The 17,844-nt window shown below is 44.3% G+C and carries 14 protein-coding genes; 12 read left to right on the forward strand and 2 right to left on the reverse strand.

The genetic code is table 11. The annotated features are described in order from the left end of the window. The 11 genes from cpsG (at window position 1) to gndA (ending at window position 13,679) form a co-directional block, all read left to right on the forward strand. On the forward strand, window positions 1-1,368 hold the full coding sequence (cpsG, locus tag JK621_RS06605) for a phosphomannomutase CpsG (RefSeq protein WP_212559130.1): 1,368 nt from the start codon (window positions 1-3) through the stop codon (window positions 1,366-1,368). A gap of 124 nt (window positions 1,369-1,492) precedes the next feature. Continuing rightward, the gene (galE, locus tag JK621_RS06610; RefSeq protein WP_212559131.1) at window positions 1,493-2,515 is read left to right on the forward strand and encodes a UDP-glucose 4-epimerase GalE; all 1,023 of its coding nucleotides are present in this window, start codon (window positions 1,493-1,495) and stop codon (window positions 2,513-2,515) included. Between the two features lie 504 nt (window positions 2,516-3,019). Further along, a complete protein-coding gene (galU, locus tag JK621_RS06615; RefSeq protein ID WP_212559132.1) occupies window positions 3,020-3,907 on the forward strand; it encodes a UTP--glucose-1-phosphate uridylyltransferase GalU in 888 nt (295 codons plus the stop codon). A gap of 362 nt (window positions 3,908-4,269) precedes the next feature. Next, window positions 4,270-5,037 (forward strand): ABC transporter permease, encoded by a 768-nt coding sequence (locus JK621_RS06620; RefSeq protein WP_212559133.1) that lies wholly within the window; start codon window positions 4,270-4,272, stop codon window positions 5,035-5,037. Then, on the forward strand, window positions 5,037-5,777 hold the full coding sequence (locus JK621_RS06625; RefSeq protein WP_020438762.1) for an ABC transporter ATP-binding protein: 741 nt from the start codon (window positions 5,037-5,039) through the stop codon (window positions 5,775-5,777). The genes JK621_RS06620 and JK621_RS06625 overlap by 1 nt, the downstream gene beginning before the upstream one ends. Before the next feature lie 34 nt (window positions 5,778-5,811). After that, a complete protein-coding gene (locus JK621_RS06630) occupies window positions 5,812-7,707 on the forward strand; it encodes a DUF4422 domain-containing protein (RefSeq protein WP_212559134.1) in 1,896 nt (631 codons plus the stop codon). A 7-nt stretch (window positions 7,708-7,714) separates the two neighbouring features. Beyond that, on the forward strand, window positions 7,715-8,869 hold the full coding sequence (gene glf / locus JK621_RS06635) for a UDP-galactopyranose mutase (protein WP_212559135.1): 1,155 nt from the start codon (window positions 7,715-7,717) through the stop codon (window positions 8,867-8,869). Beyond that, entirely contained in the window at window positions 8,866-9,762 is an 897-nt protein-coding gene (locus JK621_RS06640; RefSeq protein ID WP_212559136.1) for a glycosyltransferase, read from the forward strand. The genes glf and JK621_RS06640 overlap by 4 nt, the downstream gene beginning before the upstream one ends. Window positions 9,763-9,776: 14 nt before the next feature. Next, window positions 9,777-10,919, forward strand: coding sequence for a glycosyltransferase family 4 protein (locus JK621_RS06645; protein WP_212559137.1), 1,143 nt, complete (start codon window positions 9,777-9,779; stop codon window positions 10,917-10,919). A gap of 28 nt (window positions 10,920-10,947) precedes the next feature. Next, window positions 10,948-12,135, forward strand: a complete 1,188-nt coding sequence (locus JK621_RS06650) for a polysaccharide pyruvyl transferase family protein (protein ID WP_212559138.1) — start codon at window positions 10,948-10,950, stop codon at window positions 12,133-12,135. 137 nt (window positions 12,136-12,272) lie between these two features. Beyond that, complete coding sequence (gene gndA, locus JK621_RS06655) at window positions 12,273-13,679, forward strand: NADP-dependent phosphogluconate dehydrogenase (protein WP_062870323.1); 1,407 nt, start codon at window positions 12,273-12,275, stop codon at window positions 13,677-13,679. Window positions 13,680-13,731: 52 nt separating this feature from the next. On the opposite strand, the gene JK621_RS06660 is transcribed toward gndA, so the two are convergent. Beyond that, window positions 13,732-14,547, reverse strand: coding sequence for a polysaccharide pyruvyl transferase family protein (locus tag JK621_RS06660; RefSeq protein WP_249337147.1), 816 nt, complete (start codon window positions 14,545-14,547; stop codon window positions 13,732-13,734). 180 nt (window positions 14,548-14,727) lie between these two features. Between JK621_RS06660 and JK621_RS06665 the strand changes: the two genes are divergently transcribed. Next, window positions 14,728-16,938, forward strand: a complete 2,211-nt coding sequence (locus tag JK621_RS06665; RefSeq protein ID WP_212559139.1) for a glycosyltransferase — start codon at window positions 14,728-14,730, stop codon at window positions 16,936-16,938. A gap of 86 nt (window positions 16,939-17,024) precedes the next feature. On the opposite strand, the gene JK621_RS06670 is transcribed toward JK621_RS06665, so the two are convergent. Next, on the reverse strand, window positions 17,025-17,678 hold the full coding sequence (locus JK621_RS06670; protein ID WP_212559140.1) for a hypothetical protein: 654 nt from the start codon (window positions 17,676-17,678) through the stop codon (window positions 17,025-17,027). Window positions 17,679-17,844: the final 166 nt, after the last annotated feature.

A 17,844-nucleotide genomic window follows, 5' to 3' on the forward strand; every position in this document is an offset into this window, starting at 1 on the left:
ATGGAAAAGTTAACATGTTTCAAAGCTTATGATGTGCGCGGTAAATTAGGTGAAGAATTAAATGATGATATTGCCTACCGCATAGGGCGTGCTTATGGCGAGTTTTTGAAGCCGAAGACCATTGTTTTGGGCAGCGATGTGCGTCTGACCAGCGAGAGTTTGAAACTGTCTCTGGCGAAAGGTTTACAGGACGCCGGTACCGACGTTATCGACATCGGCATGACCGGGACTGAAGAGGTTTATTTCGCCACTTCGCATTTGAAAGCTGACGGCGGCGTAGAAGTGACAGCCAGTCATAATCCCATCGACTATAACGGAATGAAGTTGGTTCGTGAAGGTTCACGCCCGATCAGCGGAGATACCGGATTACGGGCAATTCAGGAACTGGCGGAAACCAATGAGTTCCCCGCACCGGTCGCTACACGCGGTAGCTATGTGCGTAAGGACGTGTTGACTGATTATGTTCAGCATGTGTTGTCTTATGTAAATGTTGAAAACTTTAAGCCGTTGAAACTGGTTATCAACTCAGGCAACGGCGCGGCCGGGCATGCAATCGATGCGATTGAGGCATCTCTTAAGGCCCTGAATGTTCCATTGGAGTTTATTAAGGTCCATCATCAGCCGGACGGCACATTCCCGAATGGTATTCCTAATCCGTTATTGCCCGAGTGTCGTGCAGATACTGCTAATGCCGTGCGTGAACAGGGTGCAGATATGGGGATCGCGTTCGATGGCGACTTCGATCGTTGCTTCCTGTTTGATGAAAAAGGCGATTTCATCGAAGGTTACTATATTGTTGGCCTGCTGGCGGAAGCTTTTCTGCAAAAACAACCAGGGGCAAAAATCATTCATGATCCGCGCCTGAGCTGGAACACTATCGATGTTGTAAATAAAGCTGGTGGCGTTCCGGTGATGTCAAAAACGGGTCATGCCTTCATTAAAGAACGTATGCGCTCTGAAGATGCCATTTATGGTGGCGAAATGAGCGCCCACCACTATTTCCGCGATTTTGCTTATTGCGATAGCGGCATGATTCCGTGGCTGCTGGTGGCTGAACTGGTCTGTGTCAAGGGCCAGACGCTGGGGCAACTGGTGCAGGATCGGATTGCAGCTTATCCGTCCTCTGGAGAGATTAATATCAAACTGTCGCAGCCGGCAGCTTCAATTGAAAGCGTGAAGCAACATTACCTGGCCCAGGCCGGTGAGGTAGATTACACCGATGGGATCAGCATGGAATTTGCCGATTGGCGCTTTAACTTGCGTTCATCCAATACCGAACCGGTAGTTCGTCTCAACGTTGAGTCACGTGCGGATGTAGCGTTGATGCAAGAAAAAACAAACGAAATTTTGGCGATGCTGTCTCGCTGATGTCATAACCACGATGTTGCATCAGAACAGGGCTGCTATTTGCAGCCTTGTTTGTTTGAATGAACGTCATGGTGGGCGTTAAAATTTATATCTTTAGCGCCATAGGCGCGTATAAGGAGTTGTTATGGCGATTTTAGTCACCGGCGGTGCCGGTTATATTGGTTCTCATACCGTGCTGGCCTTGTTGGAGCGTGGCGAAGATGTCGTTGTGCTGGATAATCTGTCGAATTCATCAGAGGAGTCGTTGCACCGCGTCGAACAGTTGGCTGGCAAAGCGGCAACGTTCTACCAGGGCGATATTCAGGATGGTGAATGTTTGCGCAATATCTTCGACGAGAATAAGATTTCGGCCGTGATCCACTTTGCCGGTCTGAAAGCCGTCGGTGAGTCAACTCGCAAGCCACTTGAATATTATCAAAATAATGTTTCCGGTACTCTGGTGTTGCTGGAAGAAATGCGTCGCGCAGGGGTGAGCAAGTTCATCTTCAGCTCTTCCGCAACGGTCTATGGCGCCAATTCCCCTGTTCCTTATGTTGAAACCACGCCGATCGGCGGTACCACCAGCCCTTACGGCACATCGAAACTGATGGTGGAGCAAATTCTACAGGACTTCGCCAAGGCCGAGCCTCAATTCTCCATTATTGCCCTGCGATACTTCAACCCAGTCGGAGCCCATGAGTCGGGGATGATCGGTGAAGATCCAAACGGTATCCCAAATAACCTGTTGCCTTACATTTCTCAAGTTGCCATTGGTAAACTTGAAAAACTGGGTGTATTCGGTGGCGATTATCCGACTGAAGATGGTACCGGCGTACGCGATTATATCCATGTTATGGATTTGGCCGAGGGTCACCTGATGGCGATGGACCACTTGGATAAGATTGATGGGTTCAAAGCGTATAACTTGGGCGCTGGAGTTGGTTACTCTGTTTTAGCTATGGTACAGGCTTTTGAAAAGGCTTCGGGAGTGAACATCCCTTACCAGATTTTGCCGCGTCGTGATGGCGATCTGCCGGCATTTTGGGCTGATGCCAACCTGGCGCGCCAGGAGTTGGGTTGGGAAGTGCGCCGCGGGATTGATGACATGATGCGTGATACCTGGAATTGGCAAAAGAACAACCCGCAAGGATACGGTAATAAACGCTAAGGCCGTGCTCACGTACAAATAATCTTCAAAAGCCCCTGTTTTGTGGGCTTTTTTGTTTATTAACAGTACGTTGATATTTATAGCCTATGGGCTGAATAAATTAAGCAATAATCATTCTCAATAAATAGGCGTGTTTGTAACATTGGTTACTATGTTCTGGCTATTTATTGTGATTGATATTTGTTCGAAAGCAGATACTTTCTATATCTATATAATTGACTTAATGCTGTCGCCAAAAATAGGCTCGGATTCAGTCTTTTTTATCTTTTTCATCAACTTACTTTGATTTTCTGGTTGTGTTCAGGCTAACTGATAGGCAAGTAAGTGGTCGTCTATGTGGTGTTAATGTATTAACCCTCAACATAGGTGTATACTTCAGCGCGAAGAAAATTGACATCATTTTGGCAATACACCCAAGATTGGCGAACGGAACTATGGGCCACAGCGGTAAACATTTGGTGTGTTGTGTTAATGAAACTAAAGTAGTTGGGAGTCTCCACATAAATGCTTAAAGCTGTCATTCCAGTTGCAGGTCTTGGCACCCGCATGTTACCGGCAACAAAGGCTATTCCTAAAGAAATGTTGCCAGTCGTTGACAAACCCCTCATCCAATACATCGTGAATGAATGTGTCGCTGCCGGCATCAAAGAAATTATTCTGGTAACTCATTCATCTAAAAATGCCATCGAGAATCATTTCGACACGTCCTTTGAACTGGAAAGCATGCTGGAGTCGCGTGTCAAGCGGCAACTGCTGGAGGAAGTCCAATCGATTTGCCCTAAAGGCGTCACGCTGATGCATGTCCGCCAGGGGCAATCCAAAGGTTTGGGTCATGCGATTCTGTGCGCCCGGCCTTTAATTGGCGATGAACCCTTTGCTGTGCTTCTGCCTGATGTTTTAATGGACGATGTTGCCAGCGACCTGAAAAGAGATAACCTGGCCAGTATGATAGCCCGTTTTGATCAGGGCGGTCACAGTCAGGTGATGGTTGAGCCGGTGCCAGATAAGGATGTTTCCAAATACGGGGTGGTGGATTGCCGAGGTGCTGTGGTTGCGCCGGGTGAAAGTGTGCCAATGCACGCGATTGTAGAAAAACCGGAGCTTGATGCAGCGCCATCCAACCTGGCAGTCGTAGGCCGCTATGTTTTGGCTGCAGATATTTGGCCGTTGCTTGAAAAAACGCCTTACGGGGCTGGCGGTGAGATTCAACTTACCGATGCCATCGCTATGCTAATGGAGCAAAAGCCGGTTGATGCTTTTGCTTTGGTGGGGCGTTCTCATGACTGCGGCGATAAATTGGGTTATATGAAAGCGTTCGTAGAGTATGGCGTTCGTCACCCTGTGCAGGGAGCTGCGTTCGCCGAGTGGCTGAAGGGAATGCTGCAAGACTAAGCCTTACACGTGACTTGATGACGGTGAATCCAGCCTATTCCTAGAGCAATAGGGTGCGGTTGGATGTAACTTAACGAGCACCCAGACCCGTAATAGAGAGGCTGTTGGGGCCACTATAGCGAAAGCGAGCAGGGGCGTGCGCAGTTTGCTATTTTAATAAAAATCAGTGAGTTATCTCAAATGTACTCTGGTTGCAGCAATGCCAGGGGCGGTAGCGTGGTTGAAAATATCGTTTAAAATTGAGCAGTACTTGATTCCTTCGAGCCAGTCGTAGGTAAGTGTTTCTCATCAAGATCTGCACCGGTTGAAATGCTATTACGTTTCAGATGTTAGGGAATTTTAATCTTAAATCGAGTTTTTATATGAAGTATAGTCTAGGTTACCTCTGGGATTTGGCTGCGGTCATTACAGAGAAAGAATTAAAAGTAAGATATAAAAGTAGTTTCTTTGGTTATTTATGGTCAATTGCTAACCCATTGCTGTTTGCCATGATCTACTATTTTATATTTAAGTTGGTCATGCGGGTTCAAATCCCTAACTATACTATTTTTATTATTACTGGACTTTTTCCTTGGCAATGGTTCGCCAGTTCAACGTCAAACTCGTTACACTCTTTTCTGGCAAATGCTCAAATCATTAAAAAGACCGTTTTCCCTCGTTCGGTTATTCCATTCAGTAATGTGTTAATGGAGTGTTTGCATTTTTTATGTACGATTCCAGTTATTATCGTATTTCTTTATGTCTATGACATGCGACCATCTATTGATTGGCTTTGGGGTGTTCCATTAATAGGCCTGGCGCAAATGATGATGACTTTCGGTATTGCCATGATGTTATCAACATTGAATCTTTTCTTCCGTGATTTGGAGCGGTTTGTAACCCTGGGTATTATGCTGATGTTTTATTGCACCCCAATTCTCTACTCCGGAGATATGATTCCAAAAGAATACAAATTCCTGATTGATTATAACCCCCTGGCCAATATGATATTGAGCTGGCGTGATCTGTTCATGAATGGTGTCATAGATTATCAACAGGTTGGTATGCTATACGGATATGCACTGTTGTTTATTATCATTGGCGTTAGTATATTCAATAAGCTGAAGTACAGGTTTGCAGAGATTCTATAATGAGCATAGCTATCGAATTTAAAAATGTGACTAAGCGCTATCCATTATATCATCATATTGGATCTGGCATTAAAGAGTTAATTTTTAATCCGCGCCGCGCGTTCAACCTGCTACGGGGACGTAGCTATTTGGCTATTGGCGACATCAGTTTTCAGGTTCAAAAGGGTGAATCAGTTGCGCTGATAGGCCGAAACGGTGCTGGAAAAAGTACTTCTTTGGGGCTTGTAGCCGGCGTGATGCGGCCTACCTCGGGTACGGTTAGCGTACAAGGGCGCGTGGCTTCCATGTTGGAGTTGGGGGGCGGTTTTCATCCTGAATTGACCGGCCGTGAAAATATCCGTCTCAATGCAACTTTATTAGGGCTGCGCCGTAAGGAGTTGAAGGAAAGACTCGATAAGATTATTGAGTTCTCTGAATTGGGGGATTTCATTGATGAGCCCATTCGTGTTTATTCCAGCGGTATGTTGGCCAAGTTAGGTTTTTCTGTGATCACCCAAGTTGATCCTGATATTCTCATTATCGATGAGGTTTTGGCCGTGGGGGATATTTCATTCCAACGCAAATGCTTAAATACCATCAGTGAGTTTAAGGCAAAAGGTGTCACTATTCTTTTTGTGAGTCATAATCTTGCCGATGTTGAGAAAATTTGTGACAAGGTCATTTGGATAGAAAACCATAAAATGAGAGAAATTGGAGATGCTAAAACGGTTATCTCTCATTATAAAGAGGCAATGGCTTGATGTTTATGAACAAGGTAACCTTTAGGTAATACAAATGAGTAATATTAAAATTTACACTTGTCATCATAAGCCAAGTGCTTTTCTAGACTCTGCATTAATCCAACCGATTCATGTAGGAAAGGCAAATAGTTTAAATGAGATTGGTTGCCCAGGTGATGATACCGGCGATAATATTTCATTCAAAAATCCGTTCTACTGTGAATTGACTGCCCATTATTGGGTGTGGAAAAATGCCGCGCCAGCCGATTATATCGGCTTTATGCATTATCGTCGTCATTTCAATTTTTCTGAAGATCAACATGCCCCGGAGGATAATTGGGGTGTGGTCAATTATGAGAAAATTGACGAGCAGTACCAACATCAATACGGATTAAACGACGCTGATATTACCAAATGTTTAGACGGCGTTGATGTTATTTTGCCGAAAAAGTGGGATGTCAGCGCTGCGGGTAGTAAAAATAACTACCAGCATTATAAGATATCCAATTATCTTCATATTGAAGACTATGATGCTGCATTGGACGTTCTGAATACGCTTTATCCAGAGTACAAGAACGCGGCAGATAAATTTAATAACGCATCAGACGGTTATTACACAAATATGTTTGTCATGAGGAAAGACATATTTGATGACTATTCAAAGTGGTTGTTCGCCATTCTTGATAAGTTAGAAGAAAAAATCCGGTTTAAAAATTATAATAATCAAGAGAAACGGGTTGTAGGTCATATTTCAGAAAGGTTGCTGAATATTTACATCAATTATCAGATTGATGCGCGTGAATTAAAAATCAAAGAGCTACAGCGTACCTTTATTCAGCAGGAAACTTTTAATGCTAAATTGAAACCTGCATTTTCAGTCAAAAATGTGCCGGTAGTAATCTGTTTTGATAATAATTATGCGATTAGCGGCGGGGCGTTGATTCACTCCATTCTTGCCAATGCCAATCCGGAACTGAATTACGATTTGGTCGTGTTGGAAAATGGTGTTTCTTTAGCCAATAAAGAACGCTTTTTCACATTGGTTTCCAAACATGAAAATATTAGCCTGCGTTTCTTTGATGTTAATGCTTTCAGCGAAATAAAAAGCGTATTTACGCGTGCACACTTTAGTGCTGCAACCTATGCCCGTTTATTTATTCCGAAACTTTTCTCTGATTTTGAAAAAGTTATCTTTATCGATTCCGATACTGTCGTGGAAAGCGATCTGGCGGAGTTGATGACGGTACCGTTGGAAGATAATCTGGTTGCTGCAGTAAAAGATATTGTAATGGAAGGTTTCGTCATGTTTGGCGCCATGTCGCAATCCAGCGATGGCGTGATGCCTGCGGAACAATATCTGTCAACCTCACTGGGTATGGCTAATCCGGATGGTTATTTCCAGGCCGGAATTTTGGTATTCAATATCGCTCAGATGAATAAAGAGAATACCTTTTCCAGTCTGATGGATGCCCTGAAAAGCAAGACCTACTGGTTCCTGGATCAGGATATTATGAATCAGGTATTCCATGGGCGCGTACATTATCTGCCATTAGAATGGAACGTATACCATGGCAACGGTAATACTGATGATTTCTTCCCGAACTTGCGTTTTGCCACGTATACGAGTTTCCTCAAGGCACGTAAAAACCCTAAAATGATTCACTTTGCCGGGGAGAATAAACCCTGGAACAATCGACATGTTGATTTCTTTGATAATTATCACAAGAATGTCGTAAATACACCCTGGGCATTTGAGAGTTATGAACGATTAGTGACTTCAGTAGCGCTCCCGGGCAGCAAGCCGAAAGATCATCATGTACCCGTACTAAATCTGACAAAGGTCAAAAGGTTACTGATGCCTGCCTTGAACAAGTTGGCACCAAAAGGAACTGTACGCCGCAACACATTGACGAAGTACTATTATAAAGTTAGACGTGTAATACTTGGGTAACATACTGATGAATAGCAAAAATGTTTTAATCGTTGGCGCTGGTTTCTCTGGCGCGGTTATTGGTCGCCAATTGGCTGAGCAAGGACATAAAGTCCAAATCATCGATAGTCGCGAGCACATTGCAGGTAATTGCTACGATGCCCGTGATGAGAAAACTGATGTAATGGTACATATCTATGGCCCACATATTTTCCATACCGATAATGAGCGAGTGTGGAATTTTGTGAACCAATACGCCACCATGATGCCTTATGTCAATCGCGTAAAGGCTACAGTGAACGGTCAGGTTTTCTCTCTGCCTATTAATTTGCATACCATTAACCAGTTCTTTAAAAAGACCTGTTCGCCTACAGAGGCGAAAGCATTAATTGCCGAAAAAGGCGACAGTAGCATAACGGATCCTCAGTCCTTTGAAGAGCAAGCACTGCGTTTTGTCGGTAAAGAACTGTATGAGGCCTTTTTCAAAGGTTACACCATCAAGCAGTGGGGAATGTCACCAGCCCAATTGCCGGCTTCAATCCTGAAGCGTTTACCGATTCGATTTAATTATGATGATAATTACTTCAATCATAAATTCCAGGGTATGCCGAAAGACGGATACACCAGCATGATTGCAGGTATCCTTGATCATCCTAATATCTCGGTGTCTCTGAGTACCGCATACCAGACGGAAACACGCGCGCAATATGATCACGTGTTTTACAGCGGGCCGTTGGATGCTTTCTACGGCTTCCAGTTCGGTCGTCTGGGCTATCGGACCCTCGATTTTGAGCGTTTTACCGTGGAAGGGGACTACCAGGGGTGCGCCGTAATGAACTATTGCGAGCAAGAAGTGCCTTATACTCGTATTACAGAGCATAAATACTTCTCACCCTGGGAACAACATGACGGATCGGTATGCTACAAAGAGTTCAGTCGGGCCTGTGAGGCGGATGATATCCCTTATTACCCTATCCGCCAGGTCGGTGAGATGAGCCTGTTGGCGAAGTATGTTGATTTGGCTGAGCAAGAAAAAAACATCACTTTTATCGGTCGTTTGGGGACTTATCGTTACCTGGATATGGACGTGACTATTGCCGAGGCTTTGAAAACGGCTGAGACCTATCTGGAAAGTCTTGAAACAGCACGCTCAATGCCAGCGTTTACGGTCAGCGTCAGATGAATGCAACGGCGTTAATTGTTACTTTCAACCGATTGGAAAAACTAAAACACTGCTGGGCAGCGACGGCAGCGTTGCCTTTTCAGCACATTGTCATCGTTGATAACGCCTCTACCGACAATACTTTTGAATGGTTGAATGCAATTGATGATACGCGCCTCCATGTGATACGTGCCAAAAGCAACGGTGGAGGGGCTGGTGGCTTCAAGCTGGGGGCTGAGTTTATTGCAGAGAACCTAAACACCGACTGGGTGTTTATGTTTGATGATGATGCTTACCCAACGGCAGGGCTGATCGAGAAATTTTCTGCCGTGGTTGAATCAGGCTACGACGCTTATTGTTGCCGTGTGGTGGATATGCAGGGTGCGTTGTGTAAAATGAACGTACCCTATAGCACCATGCCTACCTCGATGGTGCAGACCATCGAGTATATTCTCAGGCCCAAAAATTACCTCCCCGATGAGCAACATGCGTCTGAGGTGGTGACACTTTCGTTTGTTGGCGCAATAATTCGCAAAGACGTTTTAAGCGCGAATCGCGAATCAATTTGGCCTGAGCTTTTTATTTATTATGATGATCTTTACTTCTCTTACAGGTTAAGTCAACGAGGGTATCGTATCCGATACTCACCCGAGCTGACGTTTTTACACGATGTGCCGACTGCGAGTGTGGGAATCAATCCACCCTGGAAGGTCTACTATCTGGTAAGAAATCTGCTCCTTTCAAGGGCATTGTTCAGAAAAAATGAAAGACCATACTCAGTAGGTGCTATCGCACTACGTATTGCAAAATATTTACTTTCTTTTACATCCCAAGAGCGTAAAGCGGAATATATTAGATACGTAGTTCGCGGTATTGTTGACGGTATATCAGGTAAAAATGGTAAACAACATTAGCCGGTAAGAGTTAAATGAAAAAGATTTGTTATTTTATCAACTCAGACTGGTACTTTGATCTGCACTGGGTTGAACGCGCTTTTGCCGCTAAAGCGGCAGGCTATGAAATACATGTTGTCAGTCACTTTGTAGGGGATGATATCCTGCAAAAACTGACAGAGAAAGGCTTTGTATGTCACAATTCTTCAGTTTCTGAGCAATCCATTAACCCGTTCCACTTTGTCGGCTCATTGTTCAAAGTGTGGCGATTGCTCAAGAAGATCAACCCCGATGTGCTTCATTGCATCACTATCAAACCTTGTTTGATGGGGGGGTTCTTTGCCCGCTTCTATAACAAACCTATTATCTTGGGCTTTGTCGGCTTGGGACGGGTGTTTATGGAAGATAAATTATCTATGAACATCATTCGTTTGCTCACCTTGCATTCCTATAAGTATATTTTTCAAAATAAAAAATCGTTGCTTGCCTTTGAACACGAGCACGATAGGGATCGTTTGATCGAGCTGACCCAGGTCAATAAGAATCAGACAGTAGTGATTGACGGTGCGGGCATCAACCCGGAAATCTACCACTATTCATTGGAAATAAATCGCGAAAAGCCGATTGTTCTGTTCGCCAGCCGTTTGCTCTGGAGTAAAGGGCTGGGCGATCTGGTTGAGGTGAAAAAACGCTTGGCACTTAAAGGTGTCGATTTTGTGCTCAACGTGGCGGGTATTTCCATAGGTGACGATCAGGATGCGATACCTCTGTCGCAGATTGAAGAATGGCATCAGCAGGGTTTGATTAACTGGCTCGGCCGTTGCAGCGATGTGTACAGCTTGATTAAAGCCTCTAATGTAGTTGCGCTTCCATCGACTTATTCCGAAGGTATCCCACGCATCCTGTTGGAGGCTTCGTCAGTAGGGCGCGCCTGCATCGCGTATGACGTTGGTGGATGCCAGAGTTTGATTATCGATGAATACACCGGCAGCCTGGTGGAGAAACGCAATATCGCTCTGTTGGCGGAAAAACTGGAGCATTTGCTTACCAGCCCCAGTAAAAGAGTCGAGATGGGGGTGCGCGGCAGAAAGCGCATTGAAAACAAGTTCGCCTCGTCCTTGGTCATTGACGACACTCTAAAACTCTATCAAAGGGCTATTTCTGCTGAAGGTTACTAATTTTTGACCGAAATACAGGAGTCTCATTTTGGCTTTTTTCGCAAAGCGATGGACGAAAAGGCACAATAAGGATATTCCCGCTCAGCCCCTTGAAAATAAAGTGTTTTACCTGATTTCCGCTGCCGGAATGCCAAATTTTGGCGATGATATGTTAACGCGTTATTGGGTGGATTATCTCCAGGAAAAGTTTCCCGGTTGTACTATTTACCTTGATGCGGTTGATTCCGTAGTCGCCTCGGAATTATTTCCAACTGCCAGATGCGTGGATTATGTCTGGCGTCTGGTACAGGCCCTGGGTGATGAAGGGTCGGTTGAGGAAAAGTTTGCCGATTCCTACACGCTTCCTTCTCGCGAACGTCTTATGGGAAAGATATTTGATGGCGCGTACAGCATCCATCTCTTGGGGGGAGGCTATATTAATGAGCTATGGGGCGCGAACGTTCGCCTTATGGAGCTTGCGGCCTACTTCGCAAAGAAACACGACTTGGTCTGTTACGCCACCGGCTTAGGATTGCAGCCACTGTCTGCCGACAATGCTAATAAACTTTCGCCCTCTATTCGTCAGTTCGATTACTTTGACGTGCGTGATCGAGCCAGTTTCGACGTGCTGGAGCCGTTCGATATTCCTGCTTTGAGTTTCACCGGCGATGATTACTTTGCCTTCCCCGATCATCCTATAGGGCGCTTGATCGAGCGCGAACAGCCTGCGTTGCATTTATGCATTCATACAGAGCTTTCTGAAAATGGCGTATTGACAGAAAATTTGCTGGCGGTACTTCAGCAGGCGGTTTCCTTATTCGGTAAGCAGCATCCGGATACCGCGATCAGGTTTTATGAATTCAGACCAGGTTCCGATGGCGTGTTTTTCCAACAGATAAGGCAGTGTTTTCCGCAGGCTGAGTTTATTCGTTTTGAGGATATTTGGCGCGATGGCCTGCAGTTCGCCACTAATGATTTCTGTATTAGTTCGCGCTTTCACTTTCAAGTCATTGCCGCCAGTTTGGGCGTTGCGGGCATCTCTCTGTCTTGGTCAGATTACTATGATAACAAATTTGCCAGTCTGCAGCAGATGTCTGACTGGCCGATGGCCAGGCCTGAGGTTTCTGCGGACTCGATAGCACAGTTGCTGGTTGAAAGACGCGCTGATCACGCTGAAGGGCGTGAGAAAATTTACCTGGCGAAGCGGAAATTGTTAACCAGACTGTATGATTTTTGAGTGGTTATAGACTGTTGCAAAGCCTATCGCACCAATCACTACCCACGCTGCTCAATCCTGAGTTAACATGTGTGCCACATCACAAAACCTGTTGGCCAAAGTTGTTAACAGGGTCATCCTCAGACAGGAGTTCCTAAATGTCCAAGCAACAAATCGGCGTTGTCGGCATGGCGGTAATGGGCCGCAATCTGGCATTGAACATCGAAAGCCGTGGTTACACCGTTTCTATCTTTAACCGTTCAGGCGACAAGACTGACGAGGTTATCGCTGAGAACCCGGGTAAAAACCTGGCGCCGTTCTACACCGTCGAAGAGTTTGTCGAATCGCTGGAAAAACCACGCCGCATTTTGCTGATGGTGAAAGCGGGTGAAGCGACAGACAAAACCATTGCTTCCCTGACTCCGCACCTGGATAAAGGTGACATTCTGATCGACGGTGGCAACACCTATTATCAGGACACCATCCGTCGTAACCGCGAACTGTCTGATCAAGGTTTCAACTTCATCGGTACCGGCGTTTCCGGTGGTGAAGAGGGTGCGTTGAAAGGGCCTTCAATCATGCCTGGCGGCCAGAAAGAAGCATATGAGCTGGTAGCGCCAATCCTGAAGAAAATCGCTGCGGTTGCCGAAGGCGAGCCTTGCGTGACCTACATCGGTGCTGACGGTGCCGGCCACTACGTGAAGATGGTGCATAACGGCATCGAATACGGCGACATGCAGCTGATCGCAGAAGCCTATTCCCTGTTGAAACAGGCGCTGAACCTGAACAACGAAGAGCTGGCTGAGACCTTCGCCGAGTGGAACAAAGGCGAACTGAACAGCTACCTGATCGACATCACCAAAGACATCTTCACCAAGAAAGACGAAGAAGGTAAATACCTGGTCGATGTGATCCTGGATGAAGCGGCCAACAAGGGCACCGGCAAATGGACCAGCCAGAGCTCTCTGGATCTGGGCGAGCCGCTGTCGCTGATCACCGAATCCGTTTTCGCGCGTTACCTGTCCTCACTGAAAGACCAACGCGTTGCCGCGTCTAAAGTGCTGACCGGTCCTAAAGCTGCGCCAGTAAGCGGCGACAAAGCTGAGTTCATCGAGAAAGTGCGCCGTGCGCTGTACCTGGGCAAAATCGTTTCTTACGCGCAGGGCTTCTCTCAGTTGAAAGCGGCTTCTCAGGAAAATAACTGGGATCTGCACTATGGCGATATCGCCAAGATCTTCCGCGCCGGTTGTATCATCCGCGCTCAGTTCCTGCAGAAAATCACCGATGCTTACGCAGACAATGCCGACATCGCCAACCTGCTGCTGGCACCATACTTCAAGCAGATCGCTGATGAATATCAGCAAGCGCTGCGCGATGTGGTGTCCTATGCGGTGCAGAACGGCATCCCAACGCCAACTTTCTCTGCAGCCATCGCGTACTACGACAGCTACCGCTCAGCAGTACTGCCTGCCAACCTGATCCAGGCGCAGCGCGACTACTTCGGTGCCCACACTTATAAGCGTATCGACAAAGAAGGTGTATTCCATACCGAATGGATGGAGTAATTAACCGCCTTTAGTAAAGCCGCCGGGGAAACCCGGCGGTTTCATATAAAAATTACGAATTCTTCATAAAGTAAGTCTTGGGATAATAATTCAACAACGAATTGTCATAAACAGCCTCGTTTTTATAATAAGAGTTAGGATGGAAGTTGACCTCCATACCAAGTAGTGAACCTAAGATAGCAATATGCAACCTGTCGGTATTCACAGTTTTATACTCTTGTAAGAAGCTGATCAGAGAACGTGTTGAGTTTCTGGCAAGAGGCACGTTATCCCAAAAGTCACCGTTCCAGGTGAGCGATATATCGTAATTATTTTCCCGATGTTCTTTTGTTAATGACTCGGAGTCTGTTCTATAACAGGAAACTACCTTTTTTTTCGCAACGATTGAAGTTACGTAATTTTCTTTATTAAGATAAAATGCCATATCATGAGTCAATATAATTGATTCATTAGGAATATAACCTAACTTCAATAATTTTGCATAAGATATTTTTTCCCTGCAGCAAATAAATAATGAGTTTTTGTTGGCTTCAAAAAAGTCCTCATATCCATTTATTGTTGATGGGAATATAATTGTTTTTGCAAATTTATGAATATTGTCTCGTATGAAATCACGACCTTCTGCGTAATAACCTTCAATGAGATTTCCGCCGCCGCCAAAGAGTAATATATCTCTTTCGGGTGTGTAATTTTCCGTGGCGTCATAAGGCGAAAAGTTAAAATTATTTCCTTCAAGGAAATCATACGTCGCAGCAGCGATGACGCCATCACCTGCGTTTCCTGGATTGGCTTTGTAAATAAAACGGTAATTTTCGCAATATGACTTTAACAATAGGGTCAGTGGATTTTCGTTTTTATGTAACATCATGTAACTCCGCGTTTCGCAATAACATAATAGTTGAAAGTACTGTGAACACGCTCCTTCGCATAGAGATAGTATGTACCGTACTGAATTTTTGTTCTCATATCAACAACTATATATTTGTTACTAAATTATAATAATAATAATTAAATTAGACAATAAATGATTTAAAAGGATTAGTTTAGAATGAAGAAAGTTCTTATTGTTACTCCCGACATTGAAGGTCCAATTCGTAATGGGGGAATAGGCACAGCATTTACCTCTCTGGCAGTAAATATGGCCAAGGAGGGATTCGATATCGATGTTCTTTATACCTGTGGTGATTACTCTGAATCAGGTGATAAAAATATTGATTATTGGATTGATGTATACAGTGAGCATAAGGTTAATCTTATTGTTCTTCCATCATTGAGCGAGGTTAATATTGACGCTCCTTATTTTAGAAGAAAAAGCTATACTGTATATGACTGGTTAAAAAACAATGATAAGTATGAGGTCGTCATTAGCTGTGAATGGCAGGCCGATTTGTATTACTCGCTCCTGAGTAAGGAGCAGGGTTTGTTCTTTGAAAAAACAACCTTTATTGTTAATACTCATAGTTCGACGCTTTGGGCCGATGAGGGCAATTATCAATTGCCTTACGATCAGAATCACATGGAATTGTATTTCATGGAGCAGAAGGTCGTTGAGATGGCAGATCAGGTTATTAGCCCATCCCAATACCTTTTAGACTGGATGAAAGATAAGAAATGGGTTCTGCCGGAGCGCAGCCAGGTTATCTTTAACTGCGAACCCTTCTCTATACAAGAAGAAGATGATCAGCTTATTCGCCCCCGCAGTAAGAAAAATAAGGCCTCAGGGGCGGAGTTGGTTTTCTTCGGCCGTCTTGAAACGCGTAAGGGTCTGGACATTTTTCTGCGCGCTTTACAGAGTTTAAAAGATAATGAATTAGAAAAGGTATCGGCTGTTACGTTTCTAGGTAAAAGTGTGACGGCGGATAACTTTAATTCGATTGAACATATTCGTGAAAAAACGGATAAGATCAAAGTAAAAGTTAACATCATTACCGATTACGATCGCACCCAGGCTGACGCATATATAAAGAAAGAAAATGTTCTGGTAGTCATTCCTTCGCTGGTAGAGAACTCGCCTTATACGGTTTATGAAAGTCTTATTGGTGGCGTGAACTTCATCGCCTCTTCCGTTGGCGGCATCAAAGAGCTAATCCCCGAGGAAAACCATCCTGATATTATCTTTAACCCGACACCCGGTGAACTTTATCTAAAAATAGCCTCTCGACTTGATAACTTGAGCATAGCTTCGCAGCTTTCAGAATCTGTCGAAGAGATTAAAGAAAAATGGGTGGCTAAACTTAAAGAAGATTTCAAGACGCGTGAAATTGCCCCAGGCGTTAATCCTGAGCCATTAGTGACTGTTTGTTTGGTTCATCACGATCGGTGCCATTTACTGCAGCAGGCGATAGCTTCCCTCAAGACACAAACCTATTCGAATTTTGAGGTTATTCTTGTCGATGATGGCAGCGTAAAAGAAGATTCTCATCGTTACCTGAACCTGATTAATAAAGAGTTCACGGATAGAGGCTGGAAGATCATTAAAAGCTCAAATAACTATTTGGGCGCAGCAAGGAATTTGGCCGCAAAACACGCAGCGGGTGAGTACCTGATTTTCATGGATGACGATAACGTCGCCAAACCTGACGAAATTGAGATGTTTGTTAAGGCGGCAATCCACTCAGGCAGCGATGTCTTAACAACGCCAAGCGATCTGATCTACGGTGATGAATTCCCGTCGCCATTTAGAAAAATGAAGGATTGCTGGCTGCCTTTGGGTGCTGACATCAACGTAGCCAGTTTTGCCAATTGCTTTGGCGATGCTAATGCCATGGTAAAAAAGGACGTTTTTGATAGTCTGCATGGATTTACTGAAGATTATGGTATTGGTCATGAAGACTGGGAGTTTTTCTGCCGTGTAGCGTTGGCAGGCTATAAAATGCAGGTTATTCCTGAACCATTATTCTGGTATCGCGTTGCTAACACAGGCATGCTGATCAGTGGTAATAAATCAAAGAATAATTTCCGCAGCTATCGTCCATTCATGACTCCAGGTAATCAAGTCCAGTATACGATGGGATTGCTGCCCTCTTTCATGGACAAGATTAATAAATTGGAACGCGATCTTGCCTTTTACCGTAATAGTGGGAATATGGGGGATGCTGGCACCCTCGGCACCATCAATGAAAAGCTGGAGTTTCTTATCTCTCAGCAACGAGATGGTTGGGCACATGACCGTTTCAACGTGTTAATCGACGCAGTCAATAGAAAAAACATATTTTACCGTGCCTTGAGGAAATGTTACCGTATCCTTAAAGGCCGCTGATTTAATACATGAAAAAATGATAAAAAAGCGCCGTTTTTACGGCGCTTTTTTTATGTCTGCATTCAAGTTTCCGAGGTATTTAATTATCATATCTCTGCGGGCAGTGCATGCAATACGTTATTTACGATTTTATCCCATCCCGCGACAGAGATGTCATCCGCTTTATTATATTCTGCAAAACGTTCGATGTAAGAAATAAGAACATTTTCGCCCGCATGCTCAATGGCACCGTGTTTACTACTGTCATCACTTTGGAAAACCACCAAAATCTTGGCTTTTCCTCTTCGGTTCAGTTCATTAGCCAGTAGCGTTATTACGTTCATGTCAATTTGGTTATTATTTTTCTTAATGACGAAAATCTTTTTATTGTTTTGTAAACCATCAAGAAACTTTTTAACAAGATAATCTATTTTATTTTTTTCGATCAGGTATTTTTCTTTTCGCTCATTTTCGGCATCATCAAAAACCCAATTGTTATCAATTTGGCTGCTATAGAGATCGGTATGGAAGATAATACCGTTATCTTTATCAACGAGCATATTGCTCCAGGTGGGATGCAAATTGTCGAACTGATAGAAATTCGCAAAATCACCTGCGACCAGGTTGAGCAGGTCTTGATGATCTTTGATCAATGACCAGCGAAAAAGACTACCATTTTCGAGACCTTTACTTCGCAGGTAGAAACCAAATTCACAGTTGTCACCCATGCTTTCAAAGCGTTCCAGATCATAATTGTTCATTTTTTAACCTTGCCAGATGTTGTCCATATGATTCTCCCATATCGATTTTAAATGACTTTGTTGTTTTTACATATGGATTTTATGTTAATGCCTGTTGGACTAATATTATTTCATTTCAATCAGATATAAAAAAACACGGACTAAGCCGTGCTTTTTATTGCCTGGA

Origin of the sequence: Serratia plymuthica, assembly GCF_018336935.1 — a bacterium.
In the GTDB taxonomy this organism is placed as follows: domain Bacteria; phylum Pseudomonadota; class Gammaproteobacteria; order Enterobacterales; family Enterobacteriaceae; genus Serratia; species Serratia plymuthica_B.

Excerpts from the sequence above, each read along its gene's own strand:
- cpsG (WP_212559130.1), top strand. The coding sequence starts at position 1 with ATGGAAAAGTTAACATGTTTCAAAGCTTATGATGTGCGCGGTAAATTA.
- galE (WP_212559131.1), top strand. The coding sequence starts at position 1,493 with ATGGCGATTTTAGTCACCGGCGGTGCCGGTTATATTGGTTCTCATACC.
- galU (WP_212559132.1), top strand. The coding sequence starts at position 3,020 with ATGCTTAAAGCTGTCATTCCAGTTGCAGGTCTTGGCACCCGCATGTTA.
- JK621_RS06620 (WP_212559133.1), top strand. The coding sequence starts at position 4,270 with ATGAAGTATAGTCTAGGTTACCTCTGGGATTTGGCTGCGGTCATTACA.
- JK621_RS06625 (WP_020438762.1), top strand. The coding sequence starts at position 5,037 with ATGAGCATAGCTATCGAATTTAAAAATGTGACTAAGCGCTATCCATTA.
- JK621_RS06630 (WP_212559134.1), top strand. The coding sequence starts at position 5,812 with ATGAGTAATATTAAAATTTACACTTGTCATCATAAGCCAAGTGCTTTT.
- glf (WP_212559135.1), top strand. The coding sequence starts at position 7,715 with ATGAATAGCAAAAATGTTTTAATCGTTGGCGCTGGTTTCTCTGGCGCG.
- JK621_RS06640 (WP_212559136.1), top strand. The coding sequence starts at position 8,866 with ATGAATGCAACGGCGTTAATTGTTACTTTCAACCGATTGGAAAAACTA.
- JK621_RS06645 (WP_212559137.1), top strand. The coding sequence starts at position 9,777 with ATGAAAAAGATTTGTTATTTTATCAACTCAGACTGGTACTTTGATCTG.
- gndA (WP_062870323.1), top strand. The coding sequence starts at position 12,273 with ATGTCCAAGCAACAAATCGGCGTTGTCGGCATGGCGGTAATGGGCCGC.
- JK621_RS06660 (WP_249337147.1), bottom strand. The coding sequence starts at position 14,547 with ATGATGTTACATAAAAACGAAAATCCACTGACCCTATTGTTAAAGTCA.
- JK621_RS06665 (WP_212559139.1), top strand. The coding sequence starts at position 14,728 with ATGAAGAAAGTTCTTATTGTTACTCCCGACATTGAAGGTCCAATTCGT.
- JK621_RS06670 (WP_212559140.1), bottom strand. The coding sequence starts at position 17,678 with ATGAACAATTATGATCTGGAACGCTTTGAAAGCATGGGTGACAACTGT.